General features: G+C 46.3%; 27 protein-coding genes. 23 read left to right on the top strand and 4 right to left on the bottom strand.

The window, feature by feature from the left end; genetic code table 11:
* Positions 1-116 precede the first annotated feature (116 nt).
* The 9 genes from MKZ12_RS25800 to MKZ12_RS25760 all read left to right on the top strand — a co-directional run bounded on the left by MKZ12_RS25800 (position 117) and on the right by MKZ12_RS25760 (position 8,162).
* The gene (locus MKZ12_RS25800) at positions 117-833 is read left to right on the top strand and encodes a response regulator transcription factor (RefSeq protein WP_339257476.1); all 717 of its coding nucleotides are present in this window, start codon (positions 117-119) and stop codon (positions 831-833) included.
* Positions 830-1,762 (top strand): sensor histidine kinase, encoded by a 933-nt coding sequence (locus MKZ12_RS25795; RefSeq protein ID WP_339257474.1) that lies wholly within the window; start codon positions 830-832, stop codon positions 1,760-1,762. The genes MKZ12_RS25800 and MKZ12_RS25795 overlap by 4 nt, the downstream gene beginning before the upstream one ends.
* A 125-nt stretch (positions 1,763-1,887) precedes the next feature.
* Positions 1,888-2,811 carry an ABC transporter ATP-binding protein gene (locus MKZ12_RS25790; RefSeq protein ID WP_339257472.1) on the top strand — a complete coding sequence of 308 codons (924 nt, stop codon included), beginning with the start codon at positions 1,888-1,890 and terminating at the stop codon, positions 2,809-2,811.
* On the top strand, positions 2,804-3,502 hold the full coding sequence (locus tag MKZ12_RS25785) for an ABC transporter permease (RefSeq protein ID WP_339257471.1): 699 nt from the start codon (positions 2,804-2,806) through the stop codon (positions 3,500-3,502). Before MKZ12_RS25790 ends, MKZ12_RS25785 begins: the two co-directional genes overlap by 8 nt.
* Before the next feature lie 105 nt (positions 3,503-3,607).
* Positions 3,608-4,420: a bifunctional hydroxymethylpyrimidine kinase/phosphomethylpyrimidine kinase gene (gene thiD / locus MKZ12_RS25780; RefSeq protein WP_278298228.1), complete on the top strand. Its 813-nt coding sequence runs from the start codon at positions 3,608-3,610 to the stop codon at positions 4,418-4,420.
* Between the two features lie 250 nt (positions 4,421-4,670).
* The gene (locus MKZ12_RS25775) at positions 4,671-5,351 is read left to right on the top strand and encodes a response regulator transcription factor (RefSeq protein ID WP_339237848.1); all 681 of its coding nucleotides are present in this window, start codon (positions 4,671-4,673) and stop codon (positions 5,349-5,351) included.
* The gene (locus tag MKZ12_RS25770; protein ID WP_339257470.1) at positions 5,348-7,096 is read left to right on the top strand and encodes a HAMP domain-containing sensor histidine kinase; all 1,749 of its coding nucleotides are present in this window, start codon (positions 5,348-5,350) and stop codon (positions 7,094-7,096) included. Before MKZ12_RS25775 ends, MKZ12_RS25770 begins: the two co-directional genes overlap by 4 nt.
* A gap of 21 nt (positions 7,097-7,117) precedes the next feature.
* The gene (gene pssA, locus MKZ12_RS25765) at positions 7,118-7,663 is read left to right on the top strand and encodes a CDP-diacylglycerol--serine O-phosphatidyltransferase (RefSeq protein ID WP_253441014.1); all 546 of its coding nucleotides are present in this window, start codon (positions 7,118-7,120) and stop codon (positions 7,661-7,663) included.
* Positions 7,664-7,676: 13 nt separating this feature from the next.
* On the top strand, positions 7,677-8,162 hold the full coding sequence (locus tag MKZ12_RS25760) for a DedA family protein (protein WP_339237841.1): 486 nt from the start codon (positions 7,677-7,679) through the stop codon (positions 8,160-8,162).
* Positions 8,163-8,766: 604 nt separating this feature from the next.
* Here MKZ12_RS25760 and MKZ12_RS25755 read toward each other — a convergent pair.
* Together MKZ12_RS25755 and MKZ12_RS25750 are read right to left on the bottom strand one after the other, a co-directional pair.
* Positions 8,767-9,420 (bottom strand): transcriptional regulator, encoded by a 654-nt coding sequence (locus MKZ12_RS25755; RefSeq protein WP_339257468.1) that lies wholly within the window; start codon positions 9,418-9,420, stop codon positions 8,767-8,769.
* 686 nt (positions 9,421-10,106) lie between these two features.
* Positions 10,107-11,297 carry a cation:proton antiporter gene (locus tag MKZ12_RS25750; protein ID WP_339237837.1) on the bottom strand — a complete coding sequence of 397 codons (1,191 nt, stop codon included), beginning with the start codon at positions 11,295-11,297 and terminating at the stop codon, positions 10,107-10,109.
* Positions 11,298-11,672: 375 nt separating this feature from the next.
* Between MKZ12_RS25750 and MKZ12_RS25745 the strand changes: the two genes are divergently transcribed.
* The 6 genes from MKZ12_RS25745 (at position 11,673) to MKZ12_RS25720 (ending at position 15,274) form a co-directional block, all read left to right on the top strand.
* Positions 11,673-12,245 (top strand): DUF420 domain-containing protein, encoded by a 573-nt coding sequence (locus tag MKZ12_RS25745; protein WP_017692198.1) that lies wholly within the window; start codon positions 11,673-11,675, stop codon positions 12,243-12,245.
* A 63-nt stretch (positions 12,246-12,308) separates the two neighbouring features.
* Entirely contained in the window at positions 12,309-13,052 is a 744-nt protein-coding gene (gene gpmA, locus MKZ12_RS25740; RefSeq protein ID WP_339237835.1) for a 2,3-diphosphoglycerate-dependent phosphoglycerate mutase, read from the top strand.
* 154 nt (positions 13,053-13,206) lie between these two features.
* Positions 13,207-13,377 carry a hypothetical protein gene (locus tag MKZ12_RS25735; RefSeq protein ID WP_339237833.1) on the top strand — a complete coding sequence of 57 codons (171 nt, stop codon included), beginning with the start codon at positions 13,207-13,209 and terminating at the stop codon, positions 13,375-13,377.
* A 181-nt stretch (positions 13,378-13,558) separates the two neighbouring features.
* Positions 13,559-14,467: an aldo/keto reductase gene (locus tag MKZ12_RS25730; protein WP_339257466.1), complete on the top strand. Its 909-nt coding sequence runs from the start codon at positions 13,559-13,561 to the stop codon at positions 14,465-14,467.
* Positions 14,468-14,553: 86 nt separating this feature from the next.
* Positions 14,554-14,880: a thioredoxin family protein gene (locus MKZ12_RS25725; RefSeq protein WP_017692202.1), complete on the top strand. Its 327-nt coding sequence runs from the start codon at positions 14,554-14,556 to the stop codon at positions 14,878-14,880.
* A 211-nt stretch (positions 14,881-15,091) separates the two neighbouring features.
* Positions 15,092-15,274 (top strand): hypothetical protein, encoded by a 183-nt coding sequence (locus tag MKZ12_RS25720; protein ID WP_339237829.1) that lies wholly within the window; start codon positions 15,092-15,094, stop codon positions 15,272-15,274.
* 284 nt (positions 15,275-15,558) lie between these two features.
* Here MKZ12_RS25720 and MKZ12_RS25715 read toward each other — a convergent pair whose 3' ends face one another.
* Positions 15,559-16,344 (bottom strand): undecaprenyl-diphosphate phosphatase, encoded by a 786-nt coding sequence (locus MKZ12_RS25715; RefSeq protein ID WP_253442834.1) that lies wholly within the window; start codon positions 16,342-16,344, stop codon positions 15,559-15,561.
* 238 nt (positions 16,345-16,582) lie between these two features.
* Between MKZ12_RS25715 and MKZ12_RS25710 the strand changes: the two genes are divergently transcribed.
* The 5 genes from MKZ12_RS25710 to MKZ12_RS25690 all read left to right on the top strand — a co-directional run bounded on the left by MKZ12_RS25710 (position 16,583) and on the right by MKZ12_RS25690 (position 20,366).
* Entirely contained in the window at positions 16,583-17,215 is a 633-nt protein-coding gene (locus MKZ12_RS25710) for a TetR/AcrR family transcriptional regulator (RefSeq protein WP_339237825.1), read from the top strand.
* 158 nt (positions 17,216-17,373) lie between these two features.
* Complete coding sequence (locus MKZ12_RS25705) at positions 17,374-18,225, top strand: transporter substrate-binding domain-containing protein (protein WP_339257464.1); 852 nt, start codon at positions 17,374-17,376, stop codon at positions 18,223-18,225.
* A 32-nt stretch (positions 18,226-18,257) separates the two neighbouring features.
* Positions 18,258-18,902 (top strand): amino acid ABC transporter permease, encoded by a 645-nt coding sequence (locus tag MKZ12_RS25700; RefSeq protein ID WP_339237823.1) that lies wholly within the window; start codon positions 18,258-18,260, stop codon positions 18,900-18,902.
* Between the two features lie 16 nt (positions 18,903-18,918).
* Positions 18,919-19,665, top strand: coding sequence for an amino acid ABC transporter ATP-binding protein (locus tag MKZ12_RS25695; RefSeq protein ID WP_339257462.1), 747 nt, complete (start codon positions 18,919-18,921; stop codon positions 19,663-19,665).
* 278 nt (positions 19,666-19,943) lie between these two features.
* The gene (locus MKZ12_RS25690) at positions 19,944-20,366 is read left to right on the top strand and encodes an OsmC family protein (RefSeq protein WP_017692209.1); all 423 of its coding nucleotides are present in this window, start codon (positions 19,944-19,946) and stop codon (positions 20,364-20,366) included.
* Between the two features lie 96 nt (positions 20,367-20,462).
* Here the strand turns inward: MKZ12_RS25690 and MKZ12_RS25685 are convergent, their stop codons facing one another.
* On the bottom strand, positions 20,463-21,074 hold the full coding sequence (locus MKZ12_RS25685; RefSeq protein WP_339257460.1) for a TetR/AcrR family transcriptional regulator: 612 nt from the start codon (positions 21,072-21,074) through the stop codon (positions 20,463-20,465).
* 141 nt (positions 21,075-21,215) lie between these two features.
* On the opposite strand from MKZ12_RS25685, the gene MKZ12_RS25680 reads away from it, so the two are divergent.
* The 3 genes from MKZ12_RS25680 to MKZ12_RS25670 all read left to right on the top strand — a co-directional run bounded on the left by MKZ12_RS25680 (position 21,216) and on the right by MKZ12_RS25670 (position 26,007).
* On the top strand, positions 21,216-22,394 hold the full coding sequence (locus MKZ12_RS25680) for an MFS transporter (protein ID WP_339257459.1): 1,179 nt from the start codon (positions 21,216-21,218) through the stop codon (positions 22,392-22,394).
* 231 nt (positions 22,395-22,625) lie between these two features.
* Positions 22,626-24,416, top strand: coding sequence for a histidine kinase (locus MKZ12_RS25675; RefSeq protein ID WP_339257457.1), 1,791 nt, complete (start codon positions 22,626-22,628; stop codon positions 24,414-24,416).
* On the top strand, positions 24,409-26,007 hold the full coding sequence (locus MKZ12_RS25670; protein ID WP_339257455.1) for a response regulator transcription factor: 1,599 nt from the start codon (positions 24,409-24,411) through the stop codon (positions 26,005-26,007). Before MKZ12_RS25675 ends, MKZ12_RS25670 begins: the two co-directional genes overlap by 8 nt.
* Positions 26,008-26,085 lie beyond the last annotated feature (78 nt).

Here is a 26,085-nt window from a genome sequence, read left to right as displayed (position 1 = left end):
GGAAAACACACTTTATATCGAAGTGTACTTCCTGTCAGGTTTTTTCGTATGTCATTGCCAATTCAACCAAACTGTGAGGTAATATAGGAAAAAATGTTCATGTTGGAGGGAAACACGTGTCAAGTCACCGCTTGTTGTTTGTTGAAGATGATCGTTCCATTAGTGAAATGGTCGGACCTTATCTGAAAAAAGAGGGCTACGACGTCACGTATGCATATGACGGCTTAGAAGCAGAACGCCAGTTCAGCCAGTCACAACCTGGATATGATCTGGTTATTCTGGACCTGATGCTCCCTCGCAAGAGTGGGATGGATGTACTGCAAACCATTCGGGCAGTGAGTTTGGTGCCTGTGCTCATTCTGTCTGCGAAGGATGGGGAGGTGGATAAAGCGCTCGGTCTGGGCTTCGGCGCAGATGATTACTTGAGCAAACCTTTCTCGTTAATCGAACTGACCGCCCGCATTAAAGCTGCCATTCGTCGCGCCAATTATACCGCTCAGCCTGTGGCAGAAGTGGCTAAAGATCAGCGTATTCACATTGGAGGACTTGTTGTCGACATGGAGACGTACGAGGTGGAGCGTGAAGGTACACCCGTCAAGCTAACCTCCAAGGAGTTTGGCATTCTGAAGCTATTGGTCACCCATCCGGGCAAAGTGTTCACCAAGGCCCAGATCTACGCCTCGGTCTGGGATGATCATTACTATGGGGACGAAAATATCATTAACGTACATATGCGTCGTCTGCGTGAGAAACTGGAGGCTGATCCTTCAGATCCCCAGTATATCAAGACACTCTGGGGCATCGGATATAAGCTGGAGGCGGAGCAGACATGACACTGATTTTTGCTATCACAACAGGTATTCTAGCCATTATGGTCATTGGATTGTGGATGAGATTGCGGAAACGCAGCCAACACCTGTCCTATATTCATGAGAAAATATCCGCAATTCTGGATCAAGGCACCTTTGAGCGTTTGCTTGTATTCAACAGTGATGAGCAGGTTAGCCAGCTTCTGAAAGACATGAACCAGCTGTTGGACCATGCGCATCGCGCTAAGGCCGGTTATACGAATCAGGAGAAGGAAATGCGCAATATGCTTTCCAACATTTCACATGACCTGAAAACGCCGCTCACAGTTGTGCTGGGTTACAGTGAGACCTTGCTGCACAGTTCATCACTGACCGATCAGGAACGGAAGATTATGACGGAGAAAATCCAGGATAAGGCGCAGGAAGTTTTGCGTTTGATCCATTCCTTTTTTGACTTGGCGAAGCTGGAATCCGGAGACACAGAGCTGGTGCTTAGTCGGGTGAATATAAGCGAATTAAGCCGCGTGAAGATGCTCTCCTTTTATGAAATGTTGACGAAGCTCGGGTTGCACGTTCAGTTGGAGATACCTGAGGGGGATATCTTCGTGCAAGCGAATGAAGAAGCTCTGGACCGAGTGTTGGATAATCTGATTACCAATGGGATGAAATATGGAGCAGAGGGTAAGGTGTTGGGTCTATCAATTGAACGATCGACAGATGGACATGTTACGCTGCAGATCTGGGATCAAGGCAAGGGGATTCCGGAAAGTGAGCATAATCGTGTGTTCGAACGCATGTATACGCTGGAGGATTCCCGTAATCGACTCTATCAGGGCAGCGGTCTTGGTCTAACGATCACGAAGCGGTTAGTTGAGCGGATGGGTGGAAGCATTCATTTACATAGTGTGCCAGATCAACGGACTGTATTTTCAGTGACCTTCAAGGCTTGGTAGAGCTGTTTTGGTGTTATCGGGCAAGCTTAAGGTTTTTGTAAGATTTGATTAATAAAAAAGCAGACTTTTCTCTTTACAATACAGATATAGGAACCCGGACAGGGGACGTAAAGGAGAACAAGACGATGAATTATATCGCACGAACGATAGATGTGACCAAAGTATATGAAGGGGCAGAGGTTGTATCCAACGTCAATATGAGTATTAAGCAAGGTGAGATCTATGGGTTTCTTGGTCCGAACGGTGCAGGTAAAACAACCATCATGAAGATGCTGACCAATCTCGTCAAACCCACCTCAGGGGAGATTGAATTGTTTGGGGAGAAGCTTACGCCGACCTCCTATGAAGTGCTGAAGCGAATGGGCAGCATTATTGAATATCCTTTTTTCTATGATAGACTGTCTGCTCGCGAGAATCTGGAGCTTCACTGTGAATACATGGGATTCTACAACAAAAAGATCATCGACAACACGATGGAGATGGTAGGGTTGAAGGATACAGGCAAGAAATCGGTCAAGGATTTCTCCCTGGGCATGAAGCAGAGGCTCGGACTGGCTCGTGCACTCATAACCACACCTGAACTGCTCATTCTGGATGAACCGATCAACGGATTGGACCCTGTAGGGATCCGGGAAATGCGAGATTTATTCAAGCGCCTTAGCAACGAGTATCGCATCACCCTGTTGGTCTCAAGTCACATTCTTGGCGAGATAGAGCAGATTGCCGACACGGTTGGTGTCATTCGCGGTGGCCGCTTGGTCGAAGAAGTATCGATGGAGAGCATTCGGGGAAGTCAAAATGAGTACATTGAGCTACAGGCGGTAGATATCCGCAAAGCGACCTATGTCATTGAACATCAACTTAGTTTGAGTAATTATAAATTGGTCGATGACCACACGGTACGCATTTATGATCCGGGAATCATTCCTTCGGAACTAAACACCAAGCTGATCCAGTATGACATTGAGATCGAATCCTTATCCAAACGGGCTCATTCCCTTGAGGAACACTTCATGAAGCTTGTGAAAGGGGATGATGACGTTGCTTAAACTGATCAGGCTTGAGATGCGGAAGCACCGCTTTTCGCGGAATTTTGCAGCTGCAGGTATTGCCAATGTGGGCATTCTTCTTTTTCTGATTATGATAGGATTTGTGGATATTGGAGCAGACGATTATGCCTATGCCGATTATCAGATGGCCTTTATGATTGTTGATACGTTTGTAAGGGCAACCTTTATCGTGTTCGCAGGAGCTTTATTATCCAAGCTGGTGATCAGTGAGTATCGAAATAAAACGATGAACGTGATGTTCACCTATCCAATCCAGCGTCATAAAATCATTGCAGCCAAATTGATTATCGTGTTTCTTTTCACCTTTGTGATGATTATGGTTACCGACCTGTTGATGGGCTCACTGCTGTTGATTGCTAATCAATTCTACGCTTTCATTCCTGGCTCGTTGACATATCAGGATATATTGGGATTTCTGTTGAAGTATGGTATTAGTTCCTTATCGGCAGCCAGCATGGCACTCATTCCCTTATTCTTTGGTATGCGTAAGCATTCAGTTACAACTACTATGACCTCTTCCCTTCTGCTGGTGTTGATTGTCTGCTCCGGATTTAACGGGGCGGAGTATTCCATTCATTCACTGATTATTATCCCTCTGACCCTAGGAGCTGTAGGGATATGGATTGCTTCGTTGTCCATGTTTCGTCTGGAGACCAAAGATGTGAACTGAATCATCCTGAAAACCATGCTCCGTATGGCTTCAGATGCCATTGACATCCGCTCGTACAAGGGATAGGATAATGTCAACTGAGACACGAAGGAGAATGCAACGATCATGACGATTCCAAAAACATTAACAATAGCTGGTTCGGACACGAGCGGCGGTGCAGGGATTCAAGCTGATTTGAAAACTTTCCAGGAGCTGGGTGTGTATGGTATGACCGTACTGACTACAGTTGTGGCGATGGAGCCCGATACATGGGATCACCAGGTCTTTCCTGTGGAATTAAATGTGGTTGAAGCCCAGCTTCGCACGGTTCTGGACGGCATCGGTTTTGATGCCATGAAGACAGGCATGCTCGGTTCTGTAGATATTATTGAATTGGTGGCAAAACATATTCGCCGCAGTGGCCTGCCACAGATCGTTATTGATCCCGTGATGGTCTGCAAAGGTACAGATGAAGTGCTGCAACCTGAAAATACGGAAGCGATGATCGAATTCCTGTTGCCAGGTGCGGATCTGGTTACACCTAATCTGTTCGAAGCATCTCAACTGGCGAAAAGTGGACCGATTCGTTCCAAGGAACAGATGGAAGCAGCAGCAGCAACCATTCATGCCCATGGCTCGAAACATGTTCTGATCAAGGACAGAGGTGTAATTAGCCCGGGTAAAGCAATGGATCTACTCTATGATGGAACCAACTACGAATGGTTTGAAGCCGATGTTGTCGGCTCTGGATATACGCATGGTGCGGGCTGCACTACGTCTGCGGCGATTACCGCAGGCTTGGCTCGTGGTCTTTCAGTGAAAGAGGCTGTTCGTGAAGGTAAAGCCTTCGTGACTAAAGCGATTGCCGGCGGATTCCCGTTGAATCGTTTTGTTGGTCCTACACTGCATGTGGCACACCGTCTGGAGCAACAACGCTAAGTGTTACCTGTGAGCGCGCAGTAGCGCTTCAATTCTGGATAACACACGTCGATTTCATTCAAGTAGCTGTCAATGAGCAAGAGCTTGCTCGTTGACGGCTTCTTTTTTGTGCGAATTTTGATAAAAATTAGTAACTTTTGGCTTATATTAATCGTATATATCATGGAGTTCATTCCAAAACATGTCTGGACACATGAACGACACATGGAATAGGTATGTTATCATCAGAATCTAAAAAGGAGAGTCGGCCATGATCAGAACAGTGCTTCTGGTGGAAGATGAAAGCCGCATTCGTGAGATTGTGGCCGATTATTTCATAAAAGAACAATGGAACGTTATAGAAGCAGAACATGGAGTACAGGCATTGGAACTGTTGGCTCTGCATGAGGTGGATCTGGTCATTTTGGATGTTTTGATGCCGGAAATGGATGGATGGACGTTATGTGAGCATATTCGATCCCAATCCACCGTACCTATTATCATGCTGACTGCACGGTCCGAGGATGACGATAAAATTCATGGATTTCAGCTGGGCGTAGACGATTACGTCACCAAGCCGTTTAGCCCACGTGTGCTGGTTGCACGTGCAGAGACATTAATGAAGCGTGTTGAAGGCGCAGTTGGACGAGAGCAAGGTGTCATTCGCTTCGGACAGGTAACGCTTGATCCATGGGCTCGGCGGCTGGAGAAGGACGGAGTTGAAGTTGAGCTTGCGCCAAAGGAATATGACCTGTTGCTTTATTTGGTGCGAAATGCAGGCATTGTGTTGTCCCGAGATGCCATTTTGAATCGGATCTGGGGATTTGATTTTGAAGGAGACTCACGTGTTGTGGATACTCATATCAAGAAGCTGCGCGGCAAATTAGGTGATGAAGCCAAGTGTATCCGGACGGTAATTGGCACCGGATATCGTTTCGAGGCAGAAGCATGAGAAGAAATGGCGTAACGATGAAGCTTTTCCTGGTCATGGCAGGATGTCTGGTTCTTCTATATGGAACAACGGTATTTGCCCAGTTGGTCTGGTTCCCGGACTTCTATCAGCATCAGAAGGTCAGCAGTATGAAGAAAAAGCTGTCCAAGTTCGAACAGCAATACTCTAATGGCCATTGGAGTGATCTGCAGCTAGCCAAGGAAACCGGTAAGTTCATGCGTCAGAATCAGTCACATCTGGTGATTCTGACCAACACCGGAAGACTGGTTAATGACCCGTTCCATATTACGTTGTTACAGCAGGATGGGAGTCACGTGAAGGTGTCCTTGTCCTTGTTTATCAATAGTGAGAATGCTGGCTGGATTACATCTCATCTGAAATATGGGCAGGAACTCACGGTGAAAGGCCCGGCCAGCGGGTCCATGGTCTATCCATACAAAATCCAGGATGCTACTTCTGCTGCATGGGGAACAGAAAGCTTTCAGGAATCCATTGAACCGGTAAAGGAATGGTCAGGCGTACTGACCGAGGTAGTTCTTCCCAATCTGGCAACGTGGAGCCAGAGGCAGGGATTGCTGGTGCAGGCACTGGATAGTCGGTTCCCTTTGTCCACAGAAGACCAACTTGCGTTGGCCAACGGCAAAATGCTCAACGAAGAATGGATGGATAGCTGGAGTGGTGTTCGCAATGTGATCACTATTGCTCCAGTGCATCGTTCCGGACCTGAGCAGCAACTGATTTTCTCACTCACCTCTCTACAGGAGATGAGGGAAGCAAATGAGGCAACACGTTTGTTCTATGCATATTTTGGCATTGGGGCATTTATATTGATTCTGTTGCTGGCGTTGCTTCTGTCCCGAATTGTAACGAAGCCGCTCTTGGCCTTGAACCATGTTGCCAAGAAAATGTCTACGCTGGATTTCACGGTGAAATCACCCATCCGGCGTAACGATGAAATCGGCAGTCTGTCTAACAGCCTTAATGCTTTATCGGGGACATTGGGTCAGACACTCGAAGAGCTGAGGCAGGCCAACACACAGATGCGTACGGATATGGAAATGAAGCAGCAGATTGAACAGCGACAGCGCAAGTTTTTTGCCGATGCATCTCATGAACTAAAGACACCAATCAGCATCATTAAGGGATATTCCGAAGGGCTGAAGGACGGCGTGAGTGAGAGCAAGCGGGAGCGCTACATTGAGATCATTGCCGATGAGGCGATCAAGATGGAAACGATGGTTGAAGAGATGCTGGATCTGGTGCGACTGGAATCCTCAGCGGTTCAATTGAATACGGATGCTGTTGCACTAGCTGACATGATTGAAGATATCGCCGGCCGTCTGGGTCCGCAACTGAAGGACAAAGGATTGGATGTGGTGCTTGTATCCACAACAGAACAGACGGTTGAAGGTGACCGCAGCAAGCTGGAGCAAGTTATTTTCAATATCATGATGAATGCTATACGTCATGCATTACCACATACCGATATAACTATTGAGATCAGCAGGCGTGAAGGTTTTGTCCATATTTCCATTGAGAACAAGGGCGAGCACATTGCTGAAGCTGAGCGGCAGTATATATGGGAGAGGTTCTATCGGGTCGAGCGCTCACGTAATCGCAAAATGGGGGGAACCGGGCTCGGTCTGGCCATTGCGAAGCAGATTCTCGATCTGCATGGGTGCAATTATGGAGTGGAGAATACACCGGATGGAGTCCGTTTTTATATTATTTTTCCTAAAGCCTAGTACGAAAGGGAGTCAACTCTTATGAAGTCTTTACCATCGATTTTAACCTTGGGGAATCTGAGTTCAGGCATGCTGGCAGTCATTATGGCTATTCATGGTGAATTTGCCCTGGCTGTGATGATGATATGGGTAGCGATGTTTTTTGATCTGTTTGACGGCTATGCAGCCCGCAAATTGCACTGTGAGGGTGAGTTCGGGAAAGCCCTGGACTCGCTTGCGGATGTAGTTTCATTCGGAACAGCCCCTGTGCTGATTCTGTACCTGAACTCCATGAATGAAGTGAGTGTGCTGGGAATGGCACTGACCGCATTGTTTCCAGTTTGCGGTGCATTGCGCCTGGCCCGTTATAACTGTCAGAAGACAGCAAGCAGCGGTTTTGTCGGGATGCCGATTACATTTGCCGGAGGTCTGATGTCCTTTTTCGCCCTCTGGAGTCCTTATTTCACACACGGTGTAGCCTATCTTGTCATTATTGTATTATCCGGTCTCATGGTGAGCCAAATCCGATTCCCGTCTCTAAAACAAGTGCTAGCCTCACATGAGAAGGATATTGTGGAACCGAAATAAGGAGCGAGTCAGTATGGAATTTGCAAAAGAATTTATTGGTCAATATGGTTATTTCGCAATATACGGACTACTGGCTCTTGGCGTTATCGGGATGCCGATTCCGGATGAGGTGATGATGACCTTTGTCGGTTATCTCGCCTCCATCTCGGTATTGAATTACTCGGTATCCATCGCCGTCAGTTTCGGTGGCGCATTTACCGGAGGGCTGCTCAGCTATACGATTGGTAAGAAGGCCGGCCGACCACTGATTGAAAAATACGGCAAGTGGGTCGGCGTGAATGCCAAACGATTTGGCAGGGTGGAGTCATGGTTTCTCAAATATGGGTATTGGTCCATCATCCTGGGTTATTTCATTCCAGGCATTCGTCATCTGATGTGCTGTTTTTCCGGGATTAGCCGTATGGCGATTGGCAGATATGTAGTGGTATCCAGCATCGGCGCATTTGTATGGTGTGCTGTCTTTATTTCAATTGGTTTTTATGTTGGCGTGTTAACTTAAAATGGGACAGCCTGCTGTCAGAACGGGCATAGATGGAAGACCTCTTGAGTGTAAGGTGGTCTTTTTTTGTTTTCTCTGTAGGATGGGAGGCCTCTTCTAAGTAATTTAATCAACTTCAAGTAACTTACTTCTCGGAACTGTAGACTATCCCATAAGCTATTGCAGGGAGTTCAAGTTCAGAGCTAATCCAGCTATTTCTCTGATTAATTCTTCGTGTAACAATTCATATAACAATCCAAGTAACTCTATTATGTAACTCTCCATGTAACTCTTCGTGTAAATTTCCGTTTAACTCCCCATGTAACTCGTTAGTGACTCAAGGATCTGAAACCCCAGTAACTCCAGTGGTTCGCATTGAGCTTTAAGAGTAGTCTAGTAACTCTGAGCGTTTCAAAACGTTTCAAAGGGCATATCCAAAAATGCTGACGAACTCAGGTGAGCTTATTATCGAGATATGAGGCATGTTGGAATTCTAACGAATCCGGTAAACCTTATTTCACGAAAATGCCCCTCCAATTGCCCTGATTTACTCCATATCATCATAATAAGGTGTCCTGAGTTCGTTAAAAAATGAACATGTGCTGTACGGGTGAAATAGCGTGTCTCATGTTCGTAAGATGTAGGTTCGATATCGTTGTGTGCCACTTGCGACATGTAATACCTCTTGAACAATTAGACTGTGAAGAACTCTTCGAGCGTGCTGATCTGTGATTCGCAGATGCGTAGCAAGTTCCGACGGGGCAAAGGGACGGATAATGCGTCTGGCATAACGAACAGTCTCGGCTTCCAGCCAATTAAGGGACGGGGGCACATCTGTGGCCATGAATTTTCCCATAAAAGACAGCACTAGCTGCTGGCACCGTTTCGGTTCATCCTTAATGGAGAGATACGCGATCGGCAGAAAAATCCAATCATCCAACGTCAGCAGACAATGTCGCCAGCATAAATCTTTGAAACGCCGTACATCCAGATCACGAGCATGTGGTCCGTAACCTTGAATCTCAATCCCCCCTTTGATACCGTTTCCTGGCAGGTAAGCTAGATCCAGATACCGATAGCCGTTATGAAAATCACGAACCTCCCATTCGGGTTGCAGATGGTTAAAGTTTTTCATCACTGGAAACCAAACGGAACGCAAAAATTCCAATGTGCTATGTTCCAGTCCATTTTTTATTCTGGAAAGCACTCGAGGGTTCGTCTCCTTCTCCAAAAGGGAGTGCATCCAAACTTCATAAGCCTCATCAAAATCAATGCTCATCGTCTTTCATCTCCTCTAAAAATAAAATAAATTAAAACGAACGTGAATAGTGCTTCAAGTCGTTATGTGAAAATACAAAAAGCCGCTCTGACCCTCTCCAACCTTCATGTCGAAGGGGAAGAATAGATCAAAGCGGCGTGTGCTTCACGACCGATATATTGCTTTTCTAAATCAAGTATAGCTTCAAATACGGAATGATTTCAATACCTTTCAACTAGACCGTATCTCAACTCCTAGTCTGAAAGCCAAATCGAGACTGGCGTATTCGGATCTGATAAGTGCTACACTTTGAACGTGAGTGAACGCCGTCCTTAATGTGCGAATGCAATGTAGACGCTGTAAAAGTAGAGTATTCGCCCTTTCAAGGCGGTTTACATTTAATTAAGTTCTCCGTAGAGCCGATATGCGTCGTCCGTCCGGGCCTATGCTTGGAAAAAAAGCGCAGAGCGTCAATAAAAACTAAGGAATCTGAGACGTCTTATTCAGGGATTCGAAGCACTAGCAGTAATATAAGGAACCTGAGAAACGCTATATCGGAATATACAGCCATTTTCAGCGTTTTGCTATGGAAATTTGGAAAATAAAGTGTCTGATGTTTCTTAGAATTGAAAAAGAGAGCCAGAGGACCAAATAAGACGTACTGGGTTCCTTAGAAAAAGTGATCAATCTTCAGGCCCAGCCAGCCCTCATCCACCAAGATGTGATTCTTCAATTCCTTTTTCGACTCGCTTTTCACCCTTTTTGCGTGCAAAGGTAATTTTGAGCAGAGGAGGCGTGACCAATGTGGTTACGATAACCATGATCACGACGCTGGTAAAATACTCCGGATCAAGCAATCCGGAAGCAAGTCCGGTTGAAGCGATAATGAGAGCAACCTCACCTCTTGAAATCATTCCTGAGCCAATGGCCAATGAAGATGACATATTAAATCCAGTCAGTCGTGCACCGGCTCCTCCACCGATAAGTTTGGTTACAATCGCGATGATACTGATAACGACAATAAACCAAATTTGTGAACCCACACCATCAAACGTGACATTCAAACCAATACTGACAAAGAACACCGGAACAAAAATTCCGTAGGCGATCGGTTCCAGTTTGGTTTCAACTTCATGTTTGAAGTTGGTTTGAGAGATCGCAATACCTGCTGCAAAAGCACCAATAATTCCTGCAACACCCATCCACTCCGCAAAGTAGGAAAATCCGAAACAAATGATCAGTCCCGCAGTAATAACGGTTTCCGTTACCTTCAATGGTGCCATCCACTTCATGATGCGTGGAACAAGGAACCAGCTGGCAGCGATAATGATAACAAAGAATAATAACTTCTTACCAATGAGTAGAGAAATCGAAGTGTCACCTCCGCCTGTACCCAGCAAGCTCATCATAACGGCAAGAATCACAACGACCAGGACATCATCGACAACAGCTGCACCAAGGATTGTTGTACCCTCACGAGAGCTTAGTTGATCCATGTCTTTTAGTGTCTGAACGGAAATGCTGACGGACGTGGCACAGAATAAAAGTCCAAAGAATAATGCGTGTGTCTGTGACATACCGAACGCCATGGCCGAACCGTATCCTCCGATGAATGGTAAAATAATACCACCCACAGCAACGGCAAAGGCTGCTTTCCAGTTTTTCTTCAATTGTTCCAGATCGGTCTCCAGTCCAGCGATGAACATCAACAATAGTACCCCGATTTCGGCCATATAGTGGACGAAATCACTTTGCTGAACCCAACCGAGAATAGCAGGTCCGAGGATGACACCCACAATCAGTTTCCCTAGTACCGATGGTTGGCCCAATCTAACGGACAAATCACCCGCAAGTTTGGTGAAGATCAAAATAAGTGCAAGAACCAAAATAAATTCCATAGGTGTGCTCCTCTCCAGCAGTAGCGTTTATAGGTTTACCTGCCCAAGGGCTATCCATTCTCAGCTTCATAAAACAAAAAGACACAGAAAGGCATTAGGAAAAGTGCCGTTCTGTGCCTGAAAAAGACAAAGAGGGGCCCTTGGTGACAGGCTCCTCCAGTTTCAACGCGTATGTGATTAATTGCATTAATTATACCACAAATAAAGGCATGGGTAAATGGGAGCTGCTGTGGATTTGATTGAAAACAGCAGCAAAGGGGCATTTTATAGGGGAGTGCAACGGTTTTTGTTCAGAGTGTTGTCACTTAACAGCCCGGAATTGCCGAGATATAATGATATAGAACATAGAAGTTAGGATATGAGGAGGATTTTGCATTGGGCAAAAATAACAAAGGGGAGCCGAACATTCCATCCCCGACGAGCAATAAAAATTTCGCAGGCATCATTATTACGATTTCCATTCTCGCTAATGTCATTATTTTATTATTGTTCTTCGCACCGTCCATTGGATACAAAGGTGATGTGACCTTTGATATTACGGTGTTGCCACGGTTTAATGCCGTGTTTAACAGCTTTACCTTCATCTTCCTGCTCGCAGCGCTGATTGCTATTATCAAGCGGAATGTGAAGTTGCACAAACGATTTATTCTTGCTGCATTCTCAACAACACTTTTATTCCTCGTGACCTATCTGACGTTTCACTACCTCTCACCAGAGACGTCCAAATATGGCGGCGAGGGCATCATTCGTTCCATCTATTTCTTCATTCTGATTACCCATAGTATACTGGCAGCCCTGATCGTTCCGTTGGCGTTGTTCACACTTGTGTGGGGCTGGACGAATCAATTAAAGAAACACCGCAAAATTGCACGTTGGACGATGCCCATCTGGCTGTACGTCAGTTCCACGGGCGTCGTAGTATACCTGATGATGGCACCGTATTATTAATGTAATTAAGCATATCTTGCTCATCTTGAGGGTAATGTTTCCATGGAAGGAGGGTTCACGGTTATGTACAGAGTTGTTTTGATTCGTCATGGACAGAGCATGTGGAATGTAGAGAATCGTTTTACGGGTTGGACGGATGTCGATCTCACAACAGATGGTTACGGAGAAGCTCGTAAAGCTGGGAAGATCATGAAGGAGCAAGGGTTTGATTTTGATTATGCCTATGCCTCCGTCTTGAAACGTTCCATCCGTACACTGGATATTGCGCTCGATGAGATGGACCTTATGTGGATTCCCATTACGAAGACCTGGAAGCTGAATGAACGTCATTATGGTGCGCTGCAAGGACTGAATAAACAGCAGACTGCGTTGAAGTATGGGGAAGACCAAGTGAAGGAATGGAGACGCTCCGTTAACGTATCTCCCCCTGCATTGGATGAGACCGATGAACGATATGTACAGGATCTGGACAAGTACAAGCGGCTCGGGTGCACCATCCCCGTTACAGAGAACCTGATGGATACATCCAAGCGTGTGCTGGAGTACTGGAATGCGGAGATTAAACCGATGGTATCGGCGGGCAAAAGAGTGCTGATCTCTGCGCACGGTAACACGCTTCGTTCACTCGTCATGCATCTGGACCAATTGTCCGAGGCAGACGTGGTGGCGCTCAATATCCCGACAGGCATCCCGCTTGTCTATGAGTTGGACGAAAACCTGCATCCCCTCGGACACTTTTATCTGACCGCGGATGGTTCAACCTACAAACATGAAGAAATGACCCATATGGCAACACCGTCCGATTAAGCGGACGGCAAATGTGGCTTGAAAGATGACCTCTGAACGATTCGGAGGTCATCTTTTTTTGTGTGATCAAGCCTGTACTTCGTTTCGTTTTGCTCCCAAAGGGTAATTGTCAAACAAGACACGATGTACATTTATCCTGAAGGAGGAGAAGCACATGTCTAAAAGAAGAGGAATACTGATGACGGCGATCGGCGCAGGTGTGACTTATCTGATGAGGAACAAACAAGCAAGAGATAAGCTGTTCAGCACGGTCTCGGGTATGATGAAAAGCTCCAATTCGTCCAATGGAACAAGTCAATCCAGACCACGCGTGGAAGTGAAATAGATTTTGATCGTTCGTTTTTCGTTTGAATGAACATGATGATCATGAGAAACCTGGAGATGAAGTCCTTCCAGGTTTTTTTGTGCAATCTGAGAGCAACCCCTTGCTTTCATCTATAATGCGATTTTTACCAGCAAGAATGATACAATGGATACTTGCAGAACGTATGGAGGGAGATGCACGTATGAAGAAAAATCGTCTGGGTACATCCGAACTGATGGTGTCGGAGATTGGGCTGGGATGTATGTCACTTGGAACCGAAATGGAACCCGCAATGGGCCTGATTCATGAGGCTTTGGATCATGGGGTCAACCTGTTGGATACAGCCGATCTTTACGACGCAGGACGTAATGAAGAGATTGTAGGACAAGCTATTAAGGGGCGCCGGGACCAAGTCGTTGTGGCGACCAAAGTAGGAAATCGTCGTCTGCCCGGCAAAGAGGGTTGGTCTTGGGACCCATCCAAAGCCTACATTAAGCAGGCTGTACATGAAAGCTTGAAGCGGTTGCAGACCGATTACATTGATTTATACCAGCTGCATGGCGGCACATTGGACGATCCCATCGAAGAGACAATCGAAGCGTTTGAGGAACTGAAGAAGGAAGGACTTATCCGATATTACGGAATTTCCTCCATTCGTCCTAATGTGATTCGGGAGTATGTAAAGAGGGCATCCATCGTAAGTGTGATGAACCAGTACAGTGTTGCTGACCGCAGAGCGGAAGAAGAGGTGCTGCCTTTATTGGAACAAAAGGGGATCAGTGTAATTGCCCGTGGGCCCGTAGCTAGCGGTGTGCTCGCCGATTCCGGATTTGCCAAGGCAGACAAAGGTTATCTGGACTATACGCCAGAGCAACTATATACCATTCGGCAAGGGTTAAGTCGTCTTGTTACGGACCAACGCAGCATGGCTCAGACGGCTATTCGGTATGCGTTATCCCATCCTGCGGTTGCAGCCGTTGTCCCTGGTGCTAGCTCGAGAGACCAGTTGCTGCACAATATTGCCGCTTCGAATTCGCCTGCACTTACCACCGTAGAAATTCAGCAAATACGTGAGCTTAGTCCCGCTAATCTATACAAGCAGCATCGCTAACGCCATTAAGCCTATTTTCAATTGTAACTATACAAGGTACAATGAAGATCAGCCATTAAAAACAACATATAAGGGAGAGAAGACATATGGAAAGAATTCAAAGTGAACAGCAATATTTGGATACAATCAACTCTGATGGTTTTACCGTCATTAAATTTGATACAACCTGGTGTCCAGACTGCAAAAACCTGGATCGTTTTATCGGGGATGTTATCGACCAACATACGGACAAAACCTTCTATGCCCTAGATGCAGAAAAGTTCCAGCCGTTTGCTGAAGAAAATGGTGTACGCGGTATTCCAAGCCTGCTTGTCTTCCAAAACGGCAAGAAAATCGCACATCTGCATAGCAAATGGGCTAAAACACCTGCTCAAATCTCCGAGTATCTGGAGACGCTTGAATCCAAAGTTTAAGCGTATGAAGGCAAAAGCAGCTTGTTAATTAACTTAACTACGGAGACCTCTTCTTGTCCAGCGACTGGAAGGGGTTTTTCTGCTTCATTCCAGCACGCAAAATGTGTATTCGAATAAGTGAAGTTGAGGACTAGCGCTTGTTTAGAATTTGTTCAGTGCTCCCATGTATACTGTGAGAACAAACTGAATATTTGGAGTGAACAAGATCCGTATGAAAAATGAAATTTTTGAGGAAATGCACCAATTAAGCCACAATGATGACCGAAGATACCGATTGTTGATGATCGGAGTCAAGCAATTGCTGCAGCAACAAAAGGAGAATAGATATAATCTGCGTGAAAGATTAAAATATTGGAAGAAACACCGGAGCATTCAAGTGAAAGAGTGGTCCTAAGCCAGACTGTTTTTGGAGAAGTGAACATGAATCTGAATGTCCACGATACATAGTGAACCTAGTCGGCATCACCAATGGTCCCACCCAACCAAAAAGGAAGTCACGAAGAGCAAGACTTCATCTAAGTACAGCTATTCCTGTTTCTAAGTAGCCCAAAAATCATAGATCAACGGAATCGTGAATGAACAGAAGCATGACATATAGCATAAATATGGCGGCCTCGTTCCAAATGGAATGTGAGGCCGCCATTGATTTTGCCTGTCTTAATTCATTGCAATGTAAGGTTACATTAAAATAATAAAGAACACGGCTGCCAAGACGAAGCGATACACGGCAAAGACGGTCAGGCTCAATTTTTTCAAAATGGACAGGAACGTCTTGATCGCAAGCATGGCGACGATGAAAGCAGCGATGAATCCTATCGCAAAGATCGGGAAATCACTGCCGTTCAGGTGATCAATACTTTTGTACAGGTCATATCCCGTAGCACCAATCATAATTGGCACAGACACGAGGAATGTGAACTCCGCAGCGGCTACGCGGCTTACCCCTGCAAAGAGACCGCCTGAGATCGTTGATCCGGAACGGGAGAAGCCTGGCCACAATGCCAAGATCTGAAATATACCCACTGCGAATGCCTGTTTGTAAGAAATATCATCGACATCATGGGTAGTAATTCGTTCACTCTTACGGCTCCAGCGTTCTGCTACGATCATCAATATACCACCTATAACGAGGCTGTACAGCACTGTCTCCGGACCAAACAAATGTGCTTTGATCCAGTCGCGGAATACAAGTCCAATGACTACGGCAGGAACCATCGCCAGGAAGATATGTCCCAGATTGAGGCGGCGGGAGTAAGGTCTGCTGCCTCCGGTGAAGCGGAACATATCAATGAATTTGTTCCAATACAGTACAACAACAGCAAGTACAGCTCCGAGTTGAACAACCACCTCAAACGTTTTGACTGACTCGTTGTCCTCCGATAAACCCAGCAAGTGGGCAGTCAGAATCATGTGTCCAGTGGAGGACACGGGCAAAAACTCAGTCAAACCTTCGATGATGCCCATAATAATGGATGATATAATGTCCAATTCTCTTCCTCCTTGATATGCAGGTGACAGCACAGGCTGTCCTGCTTGACCATGCCTGTTCATTTGAACAAGGCTATCACCTATTATGATCACAAATGCACTCAACTTCAACTTATGCTTGTAATCATTTGTTTAAAACTATATTGACAAAAACCTAGTTATCCCATAGGATATACATTAACTGACTGACTCATCAATCGGGAGGGTTACAGGAATGACCAAAATCAACGGTTTGGAACCCGGTGAAGAACGGCGGGACCAAATAATACGCATAGCAATGGAGCGTTTTGCAACCCAAGGTTACCATCAGACGAAAATTTCCGATATCGTCCGTGAGGCTGGTGTGGCGCAAGGGACGTTTTACTGGCATTTCAAAAGCAAAGAAGCCATTGCTTCGGAAATTATATTAACGGGCAAGGAGGAATTGCTTGAGGCGATTGGACAAGGATACCGCAAGGATGCCGGATCGGTAGAAGATATGGTGAAAGCATCGGAGAGGCTATTCACTGACCTGTTCATGTTCGCCGCACAGAATCGATATTTTATGGAACTGTTGCTTAAAGGCATCGTGACTGAAGAATCCGTACAACGACTGGTCGAGGAGACACGAAATGCCGTCGAGACTGCGTTCCGACACAATATGGAACGTGCCATCGAACTCGGCATGTTGCCTCAGGGCATGGATGTACCGCTGCGAGCAGCGCTGTTGGTAAGCATGATCGAAGGCATGATATCACGCTGGTTGTTCGGTTCGGATGAGTTGCACAGCAAGTTCTCCGCCATGACAGCTTCTTCGTTGGCAGCTGAGGCAGCAAGCTTTGAATTTTACGGACTATTGGGTACATAAGCATGTGCAAAGTCCGCAGCTTTATTTTTCAACGAGAGACCAGAGATTCACATGATTACACAACTAGCAGGGAATAATGGGTACAACTGCTGTTTGATCACAATAGCGTAACCAAATGTACACCCAGATCAATACACGAATGAGAGGAAGTTAACGTAATGAACAAAACATATGGATCGAAAACGCGTAAAGGCTGGTCTTTGACAGCGATTCTGCTGATGACTGTGCTGGTACTTAGTGCTTGTGGAAGTAAGGCAACAGACAATGGGGGCACGAATGGTGCACAGGCAAGCAATGAACTGGAGCAGATCAAGTCTGCTGGCGTGATTAAAGTGGGCATGATGGGCACATACGCACCATACAACTTCCTGAACGATAAGAAAGAAATGGACGGCTATGATGCCGATATCGCACGTGAGGTTGCGAAGCGTCTTGGGGTTAAGGTTGAATTTGTATCCCAGGAGTTCTCTGGTCTGACACCAAGTCTGCAAGCGAAGAAGCTGGATGCTATTATCAGCCAGATGACCATTACCGATGATCGTAAGAAAGTTCTCGACTTCAGTGATCCGTATATTACGAACCAAGTGAAAATCATTGTAAAAGAAGACAATAACGATATCACCAAGCTGGAAGATTTCAAAGGAAAAACAATTGGCGTAGGTCTGGGTACAAATGATGAGACGTATCTGCGTAATGAAGTGTTGCCTAAAGTGGGAGACTTCACGATTAAAACCTATGACGATGTCATCTCTTCACTGAAAGACCTGAATGCTGGACGGATTGACGCCACAATCAACAACATGTACGCACTGAAACCGATTGTTGATGCCAACGGATTAAAGATCAAAGCTGTAGGCGAAGCAATCAAGAGTGACCAAGCAGGTATCGCTGTTCGCAAAGACAATCCGGAACTCGTTGCAGCATTGAATGATGCGCTCAAAGGCATGAAAGATGATGGCACATACAACACCATCTTCAAAAAATGGTTTGGTGAAGAGCCTGCGCAATAATGAACTGGCAAGGCGAAGGGGAGATTTAACCCATGGAACTGGTATTTGAGAATATCCCCTTCTTTCTGAAGGGGGCTTACTATACGTTATACGTAACGGTGATCTCGATGTTTTTTGCATTCATCATCGGATTACTTGTTGCTATTGCTCGTCTGAAGGGTCCGATATGGCTTAGGCTGATCGCAAGGTTTTATGTATCCATCATGCGGGGAACCCCGCTGCTGGTGCAATTATTCGTCATTTATTACGGATTGGTCGATTATGGAGTGACCCTGGGGTCCCTTACAGCTGCTTGTTTGGGACTAAGTCTGAATGCAGGTGCGTTTCTGTCGGAGACGTTCCGTGGAGCGATTCAGGCTGTACCGAAAGGACAGATGGAAGCTGCATACGCAACCGGAATGACCCCGGCTCAAGCAATGAGACGCATTATCTTCCCGCAAGCTGTGCGCATCGCCATCCCGCCGATGGGGAACACGTTTATTGGCATGTTGAAGGAAACATCACTTGTTGCTGCCCTTGGGGTTACAGAGTTGCTGCGTTCGGCACAGCTATTAGTAGCGCAATATTATGTGAATATGCCGTTTTATCTGGCGATCGGTGTGATCTACTGGATTATGAGTATCGGCTTCTCGGCCATTCTGGAACAAGTGGAGCGCCGGTTAGCCCGCGCTTACTGATGGGAGGAGAGAACCGATGATTACAACAACCGGACTTACCAAACGTTTTGGACAAAATGAAGTGCTCACGAACATCGATCTTCATGTCGATGCCAAAGATATTGTTGTATTGCTCGGTCCGAGTGGTTCAGGCAAAAGTACCTTGCTGCGCTGCCTAAATGGACTGGAAGAACTGTCTGGAGGACAGATTGAAGTGAACGGTGTTGTGGTTAACAGTGCTGATTCGCTGCGTGTACAGCGTGCCCGGGTATTGGAGATTCGCCGCCAGACCGGCATGGTATTCCAGCAGTTCAATCTGTATCCGCACAAGACGGTGCTGGGCAATGTCATGGAAGGTCTTGTGACGGTGAAAAAAATCAAGCGTGACGAAGCGGCCGAACGTGGCCGGATTCTTCTGGATCGCGTGGGCCTGTCGGACAAGCAGGATGCATATCCATCCCGATTGTCCGGTGGACAACAGCAGCGGGTCGCCATTGCACGTGCACTTGCGATGGAGCCTGAAGTGATGCTGTTTGATGAGCCAACTTCTGCCCTTGATCCCGAACTTGTCGGAGAGGTGCTTTCCGTCATGAAGGAGCTGGCAGAGGAAGGCATGACGATGCTGGTCGTGACGCATGAATTGAAGTTTGCCCGTAATGTGGCGAACAAAATCGTCTTTATGGCGGATGGATCGATCGTGGAAGAAGCAAGTCCACAGGCTTTTTTTGAACATCCGACGCAAGAACGCACCCGCCGGTTCTTGCAACAAATTACTGAATTTTGATGAAGATAACAGCGATCGGAAGAACGAACGTATCCTAAGCGGGTATTTAAGGTCGTGAACGATATCAGTTCAACTAAACTTTTTGCACAAGAACGGAGAGGACAGAAGAAACCTGGAGAAGCGGAGCGTGCGCCTTTATCCCCTGATTTTCTCCTTGAAGAAGGGAATCAAAAAAATCTGGGGATAACAGCGATCGGAAGGTTGTTCTGTCATCGGAGTGGAAAGTGCAAACCTTTTTCGCTTGAACTTAACCTATTTTAAGAAAGAAGGATAACATCATGAATGTAACAACCGTATGGAAAGGCAAACGCGCATTTACTTCCGAAGGACCGTCTGGCTACGCGGTTGGCATGGATGCCACTGCTGCTTATGGTGGTGACAGCAAGGGTGCAACCCCGATGGAATTGTTACTGGCAGGTCTCGGCGGCTGTATGGGAATCGATATTACGATGATTCTGGACGCATTCCTGGACAAAATTGAGTCGATTGAGATTGAAGCGCAGGGGACACGCAGCGAAGAGATGCCGAAAGGCTTCACATCCATTGATCTGATCTTCAAAGTCGATGGGGATATCCCAGATTACCGTATCTGGAAAGCCATCCAGATGGCTGAGGAAAAATATTGTGCAGTTTCCGCTTCACTGAACGCTGACATTCATCCGAAGCTGATCCTGAACGGCGTTAGCACACCTCGTCCTTAACAGCACGCGCATAAAATTTATACTGAGCAGGCACTTCCAATTGTGGGAGTGCCTTTTTTGGCTTTTTTAACCGATCCATATAGTTCGTAGATAAAGTCAGGCTGAATGTTGAACAAGGTTCCAGATGCCCATGAATTCCGTGATAGCCTCATCGATCGTTGCAAAAGGAACGCCATCGCGGGCTTGTGTAGATATGCCTTGCATAAAGGTATCAAATACGGTGGTTAGCATGGCTACATTCGTGGAAGCAGGAATTTCACCGACATCCACAGCACGCTGGATGCAATCCTGCAGGCGGTTACGAGTCAGCTTTCTTTTCTCAGCGGCAATGTCACGAATATGATTGTTTTTGGAAGAACATGTGCTAGCTGACAGCACAATTAAACAGCCAGATGGATGCGCGCTGTCTGTTTGCATTTTTGCGGTACTTCTTAGTGTTGTTTCAATCGCTTCTCTTGGTGAGAGTGTGAGATCCGAGAAGCTTTCCGTCACACGTCCAAACGTAACCATATATCGTTCTACTGCTTCTTTATACAACGCTTCTTTGGAATCAAAGGCTGCATAAAAGCTGGCTGCTGAAATATCCCCCATAGCTGCTCGAAGCTGAAGTAAGGAAGTGGCCTCGAATCCTTGCTCCCAAAAGAGCATCATCGCCTGTAATAGGGCTTCATCCCGATCGAAAATGCGTGGACGTCCCGTTCTCGCCATAAAATATTCCCTCCTTTTTCTTAATTATATACTAATCGATCCAAAAGTCATTGACAAGGTGAGGCAGTGTGAATAATATAAGGAATGATCGATCCACAATTCAATTATTTATTCCATACTACCTTAAAAGGAGCTGCACAAATGTCGGATATATCTTCTCAACGTTTTCCATGGTTGGGGCTGTTGGCCTTGGCTATGGCGGGTTTCATAGCCATTATGACCGAAACACTTCCTGCGGGTTTGCTACCGCAAATTAAAGAAGGGCTGCAGATCTCTGAGGCAGGGGCGGGGCAGCTTGTCACCTTTTATGCTGTTGGGTCGCTGGTTGCTGCCATACCTGTGGCGGTGCTGACAAAGGGCTGGCGTCGTCGTCCGCTTTTACTTCTGTCTATTATCGGTTTTCTTGTCTTCAACACCATTACTGCCCTTTCGTCAAACTATGTGCTGACACTATTCGCTCGTTCCTTGGCCGGTGTTGCAGCCGGTGTCTCCTGGGGCCTGATTGGTGGTTATGCATTACGGATGGTACCTGAGCATCTCAAGGGAAGGGGGATGGCTGTGGCTATGATTGGCACGCCGATTGCCTTATCATTTGGTGTTCCGGCAGGTACGCTGCTGGGTTCATTAATGGGTTGGCGCTCGGTGTTCTGGCTGATGTCATTGCTGGCGTTTATACTGATTTTCTGGGTGCTTTGGAAAGTACCCGACTATCCGGGACAGTCAGCGGATAAGCGTATCTCTGTCATGCAAGTTCTGTTTACCCCCGGTGTAATTCCCATTTTAACTGTCGTTTTAGCCTGGATGTTGGCTCATAATATTTTATACACGTATATTGCTCCTTTTCTCACCGATTTCGGTTTGGAATCCAAGGTTGGACTCATTTTACTTGTATTTGGTCTGATGGCATTGGTGGGCATCTGGATTACAGGTATTTTCATTGATCGGTGGTTGCGTATGCTGGTTCTTCTGAGCCTTGCGGGTTTTGCTTTAATTTCCCTTGTATTAGGTCTTTGGAGTGAGCATGTGGTTGTCATCTTCGGTTCTGTTGCACTGTGGGGGCTGACATTTGGAGGTGCGGCTACCCTGTTGCAGACCGGACTTGCTCAAGCTACGGGCGAACAAGGTGTGGATCTTGTAATGCCGATTAATACAACCGTTTGGAATCTGGCTATTGCCCTTGGGGGAATGGCGGGAGGTGTTCTTCTGAATCAATGGGGAGCTTCGTCATTTAACTGGGCCATCTTGGCTTTAACATTGATGGCTTTGGTTGTTGCATGGCGTGCCAAAAGATATGGATTTCGCCCATCTAGGAGTCACTAAACTTCTGGCAGCAGAAATAATTCGGTAAATCTGGCCGCCATGTTAATGGCGGCTTCTTTTTTAAAGACTATTTTTAGAGACTATGCTGGCTTGTTGCCCGGCAACAGATATATCCATTGTGATGACAATCCGAATTCTGGCGGTTATGTGGTATGATTAATTTAGAGGACAGAACATCCTGATCCTGCTCTTTATATGTAAGCGCTTATACAGATGACGGAAGGTGCAGACATGTTTAAAAGGCTAATACGAACCACCAATAATCTCAAATTAAAGCATAAATTGCTCATTTCCTATGTACTGGTTGTCATGATTCCGGTATTGATTGTTGGCCTTGCTGTGACAAGTTATTTTCGCCAGCAGGCCCTGGACAATGCGATAGGGCAGACGATCATCAATGTGGACAAGATCAAGAGCCAGACGGCGACGATGCTGCGTGTACCAACGGATATATCCAATCTTTTAATGTTTAATGCGGATCTCAAGGAGATCGTGAATAAACGGTATAAGAGCGTTGTGGAGCTAACCTCGGCTTATCTTGCGTACAAAGACTTTCAGGAGTACAGGCGTTTGTACCGTGAGATCGCCGGCATTCGTTTTTACTCAACTAACCCAACATTGATCAACAACCTCGAATTCATCCCGGTAGACAAGCAGACGGAAGAGAGCTACTGGTACCAACAGGCATTGAAAACAACCAGCATCGGGTGGTTCTACATTCCGGACAAGGAAGATAATCCTGTACACAAGCTCAGCTTGGTACGCAAAGTACCTTTTGCCGAATATCGGACCGAGGGCGTATTGATGATTGTCATCAATCAGGATGAACTGAATGGATTGCTCCGTCAGGAACAGTTTGAGACGATGATTACGGACGAGCAGGGGTATGTGGTTGCAGCAAAGAATACCGAACTGGTAGGGAAAACGCTGGACGAGCTTGATTTTGGCGTTGATTTGCAGAATCAGGCAAAGGGAACCATTGAAGCTGATTTTCGGGGGGAGCCATCCAACATTGTTATTGATGAGTTGGGCCCTGGATCGAGTATGAACAGTCTGAAGGTTATTTCGGTTTTTGCCACCAAAAATATCGTCAAAGACGCGAACACCGTCAGCATGATTGGCATGATTTTCATTATACTTGTGCTCGTTATCGCCCTATTATTCGTATATATCATCTCGTTCCTCACTTCCAACCGATTGCTCCGGCTGAGTAAACACCTCAACAAGCTGGCATTAGGTGATCTGAACGTGACTTCGCGGATTGATGGAAACGATGAGATTGGACAATTGTCACGACAGTTCAACTATATGGTGAAAAGTATCAATGAACTCATGACACAGGTGGTAGAAGCGACAGAACAGAACAATCAATTGGAAATCGCCCAAAAAGAGATTAAACTGAAAATGATGGCGAGCCAGATCAATCCACATTTCTTGTTTAATGCACTGGAGTCCATTCGGATGAAAGCGCATATTAAGGGAGAAGCGGAGATTGCCAACATCGTCAGACTGCTGGGCAAGCTGATGCGCAAGAGTCTGGAGATTGGCAGTGGAAAAACAACCTTCCGGGCTGAACTTGAAATGGTACGTTCCTATTTGGAAATTCAGAAATTCCGTTACGGCGACCGTCTTGCATTCCAGATCGATATTGATCCCGAGGTGGAGAAGATGTACATTCCGCCTCTCATTATTCAACCTTTGGTTGAGAATGCGATTGTCCATGGTCTGGAGAACAAAGAGGGCACAGTCCGTGTTCATATAAGTATTCGTTTAGTAGAGAACATTGTGCAGATCCGTGTGGATGACAATGGTGCAGGCATAACGCCAGAACGACTGGCTGAGGTGATGCAGTTTATCTGTGGACCGGAGGAACAGGAGAAGAGTCGGATCGGCATGCGTAATGTACATCAACGCTTAACATTGACGTACGGGGAGCCATATGGATTGCAGATGAAGAGTGTATATGGGGAAGGAACAGAGGTTTCTTTCACCTTGCCAGCAGGAGGGGACCAACATGTATAAAGTGTTTTTGGTGGATGACGAACCGAGCATACGTGAGGGACTGACAACCATTATCGATTGGGAAAAATATGGATTCCAGGTCATCGCGACAGCTGCAAGCGGGCGTGAGGCTATCTCCCGGTTTGAGGAATTGGAGCCTGATCTGACGATTATTGATATTCGCATGCCCGGTATGACCGGGCTGGATGTGATTGAAGAAGTGCGCCGGAATCATCCGGATTCGCACTTTTTGATATTGAGCGGTTATGCCGATTTTGATTATGCCAAGAAAGCCATCAGTTTTGGTGTGGATGGTTATCTGCTCAAACCGGTGGATGAAGATGAGATCATCAGTGAACTGGAGCGGATTGCTACGATCCTGACCCGTGAACGGGAGACAATGGCACGTCAAGCTGGTGAAGATACTGTCTATCTGGAGCACCAGATTGAGGCGTTGCTCTTTGACAGTTTGGAAGGTGCGGGCAGCATGGAAGAAGATAGCCTGGGGCTGCACTGGCCTCATTATCAGATTATTCTGCTTGAGATGCATGCGGCCCCCGATCTGCAACGAGGAAGTGTTATGAAACGCAAACTGATTGAAGCATTTGACCAGAAAGACCGGGGCATCGTCTTCTCGTTCCATTCCGGTCTGGGGTTGTTAAGCAAGGAAACAATCACATCCGAGTCATCTGCAAGAATTCTTTATGATGAGCTGGAAGGACTTCTGGGAGAATGGGAGATCCACATGTATGGTGCTGCGGGTGAACCCGTACATTTCACTTCTGAAATTGCGCGTTCATTCACGCAGGCGAATCGTACACTCGGTGAACGCTTCTTGTTCACAGAGAAGCGCATCATGCTGTGGACTGAAGGTAGCGAAGGCAAAGGCGTTGCTGAGCCAGGAGCTGAAGCTGTGGATGGAACACATGAGCCCGTTGAGGACGAACTCGGTGACAAGCTGTATTATGCGTTAGACATCCGTAGCAGTGAGTCCGTTATGCGGGTACTGGGTGAGATGGAAGAGCGCTTGGTCCCATATCACCGAACAGAGCAAGCGATCAAAACGGCTTTCTCCCAAGTGTTCTCCCTAGCGTTCAACAAGCTTGCAGCTACGAATCAACATATGCACTCCATTATGCAAGAACATTCGGTTCTGATTAATGAAGTCTATCATCAATTTACGATGTCGGATCTCAAGGTCATGGCATTGGAACATTTTAATCGCCTTATTCAACGTATGGGTGGGGGGAGCAAGGATACTGTATTGAAACAGATGATTGAATTTATCCAACGTAACCCTGGCGAAAATCTCAAGCTGGAGGTCCTTGCTGAAGTGTTTAACTATAACAGCAGTTACTTGGGGAAGTTGTTCAAGAATCATACTGGAGAGTATTTCAATGCATTCCTGGACAAGGTTCGTATGGAAAAGGCCAAGGAATTGCTGGATGAAGGATTGAAGGTCCATCAGGTCGCGGCGAGAGTCGGGTATGCGAATGTGGACTACTTCCACAGTAAATTCAAGAAATATGTTGGGGAATCTCCTTCTGCTTACAAACAGGCGAGAACCCAATCTTCGTCCAAAGCATCAATGGCTGACCTAAACGAGGAATGAGTACGAAGTAATGGGCCTTGCCCCTGCTTATAAAATAAAACGTTTTCGACATCACTGACATGTTCCAGCTTCATCATA

The organism is Paenibacillus sp. FSL R5-0713, from assembly GCF_037973325.1.
GTDB lineage: Bacteria > Bacillota > Bacilli > Paenibacillales > Paenibacillaceae > Paenibacillus.
Note: the sequence above shows the minus strand (reverse complement) of the source record. Positions and strands in the feature narration are given on the sequence as shown.

Bases quoted from the DNA above. Each gene is read 5' to 3' on its own strand.
- pssA (WP_253441014.1), top strand. From the start codon at position 7,118: ATGAAGTCTTTACCATCGATTTTAACCTTGGGGAATCTGAGTTCAGGC.
- MKZ12_RS25760 (WP_339237841.1), top strand. From the start codon at position 7,677: ATGGAATTTGCAAAAGAATTTATTGGTCAATATGGTTATTTCGCAATA.
- MKZ12_RS25795 (WP_339257474.1), top strand. From the start codon at position 830: ATGACACTGATTTTTGCTATCACAACAGGTATTCTAGCCATTATGGTC.
- MKZ12_RS25710 (WP_339237825.1), top strand. From the start codon at position 16,583: ATGACCAAAATCAACGGTTTGGAACCCGGTGAAGAACGGCGGGACCAA.
- MKZ12_RS25735 (WP_339237833.1), top strand. From the start codon at position 13,207: ATGTCTAAAAGAAGAGGAATACTGATGACGGCGATCGGCGCAGGTGTG.
- thiD (WP_278298228.1), top strand. From the start codon at position 3,608: ATGACGATTCCAAAAACATTAACAATAGCTGGTTCGGACACGAGCGGC.
- MKZ12_RS25720 (WP_339237829.1), top strand. From the start codon at position 15,092: ATGAAAAATGAAATTTTTGAGGAAATGCACCAATTAAGCCACAATGAT.
- MKZ12_RS25680 (WP_339257459.1), top strand. From the start codon at position 21,216: ATGTCGGATATATCTTCTCAACGTTTTCCATGGTTGGGGCTGTTGGCC.
- MKZ12_RS25770 (WP_339257470.1), top strand. From the start codon at position 5,348: ATGAGAAGAAATGGCGTAACGATGAAGCTTTTCCTGGTCATGGCAGGA.
- MKZ12_RS25755 (WP_339257468.1), bottom strand. From the start codon at position 9,420: ATGAGCATTGATTTTGATGAGGCTTATGAAGTTTGGATGCACTCCCTT.
- MKZ12_RS25685 (WP_339257460.1), bottom strand. From the start codon at position 21,074: ATGGCGAGAACGGGACGTCCACGCATTTTCGATCGGGATGAAGCCCTA.
- MKZ12_RS25695 (WP_339257462.1), top strand. From the start codon at position 18,919: ATGATTACAACAACCGGACTTACCAAACGTTTTGGACAAAATGAAGTG.
- MKZ12_RS25750 (WP_339237837.1), bottom strand. From the start codon at position 11,297: ATGGAATTTATTTTGGTTCTTGCACTTATTTTGATCTTCACCAAACTT.
- MKZ12_RS25705 (WP_339257464.1), top strand. From the start codon at position 17,374: ATGAACAAAACATATGGATCGAAAACGCGTAAAGGCTGGTCTTTGACA.
- MKZ12_RS25725 (WP_017692202.1), top strand. From the start codon at position 14,554: ATGGAAAGAATTCAAAGTGAACAGCAATATTTGGATACAATCAACTCT.
- MKZ12_RS25690 (WP_017692209.1), top strand. From the start codon at position 19,944: ATGAATGTAACAACCGTATGGAAAGGCAAACGCGCATTTACTTCCGAA.
- MKZ12_RS25775 (WP_339237848.1), top strand. From the start codon at position 4,671: ATGATCAGAACAGTGCTTCTGGTGGAAGATGAAAGCCGCATTCGTGAG.
- MKZ12_RS25670 (WP_339257455.1), top strand. From the start codon at position 24,409: ATGTATAAAGTGTTTTTGGTGGATGACGAACCGAGCATACGTGAGGGA.
- MKZ12_RS25700 (WP_339237823.1), top strand. From the start codon at position 18,258: ATGGAACTGGTATTTGAGAATATCCCCTTCTTTCTGAAGGGGGCTTAC.
- MKZ12_RS25715 (WP_253442834.1), bottom strand. From the start codon at position 16,344: ATGGGCATCATCGAAGGTTTGACTGAGTTTTTGCCCGTGTCCTCCACT.
- MKZ12_RS25730 (WP_339257466.1), top strand. From the start codon at position 13,559: ATGAAGAAAAATCGTCTGGGTACATCCGAACTGATGGTGTCGGAGATT.
- gpmA (WP_339237835.1), top strand. From the start codon at position 12,309: ATGTACAGAGTTGTTTTGATTCGTCATGGACAGAGCATGTGGAATGTA.
- MKZ12_RS25675 (WP_339257457.1), top strand. From the start codon at position 22,626: ATGTTTAAAAGGCTAATACGAACCACCAATAATCTCAAATTAAAGCAT.
- MKZ12_RS25790 (WP_339257472.1), top strand. From the start codon at position 1,888: ATGAATTATATCGCACGAACGATAGATGTGACCAAAGTATATGAAGGG.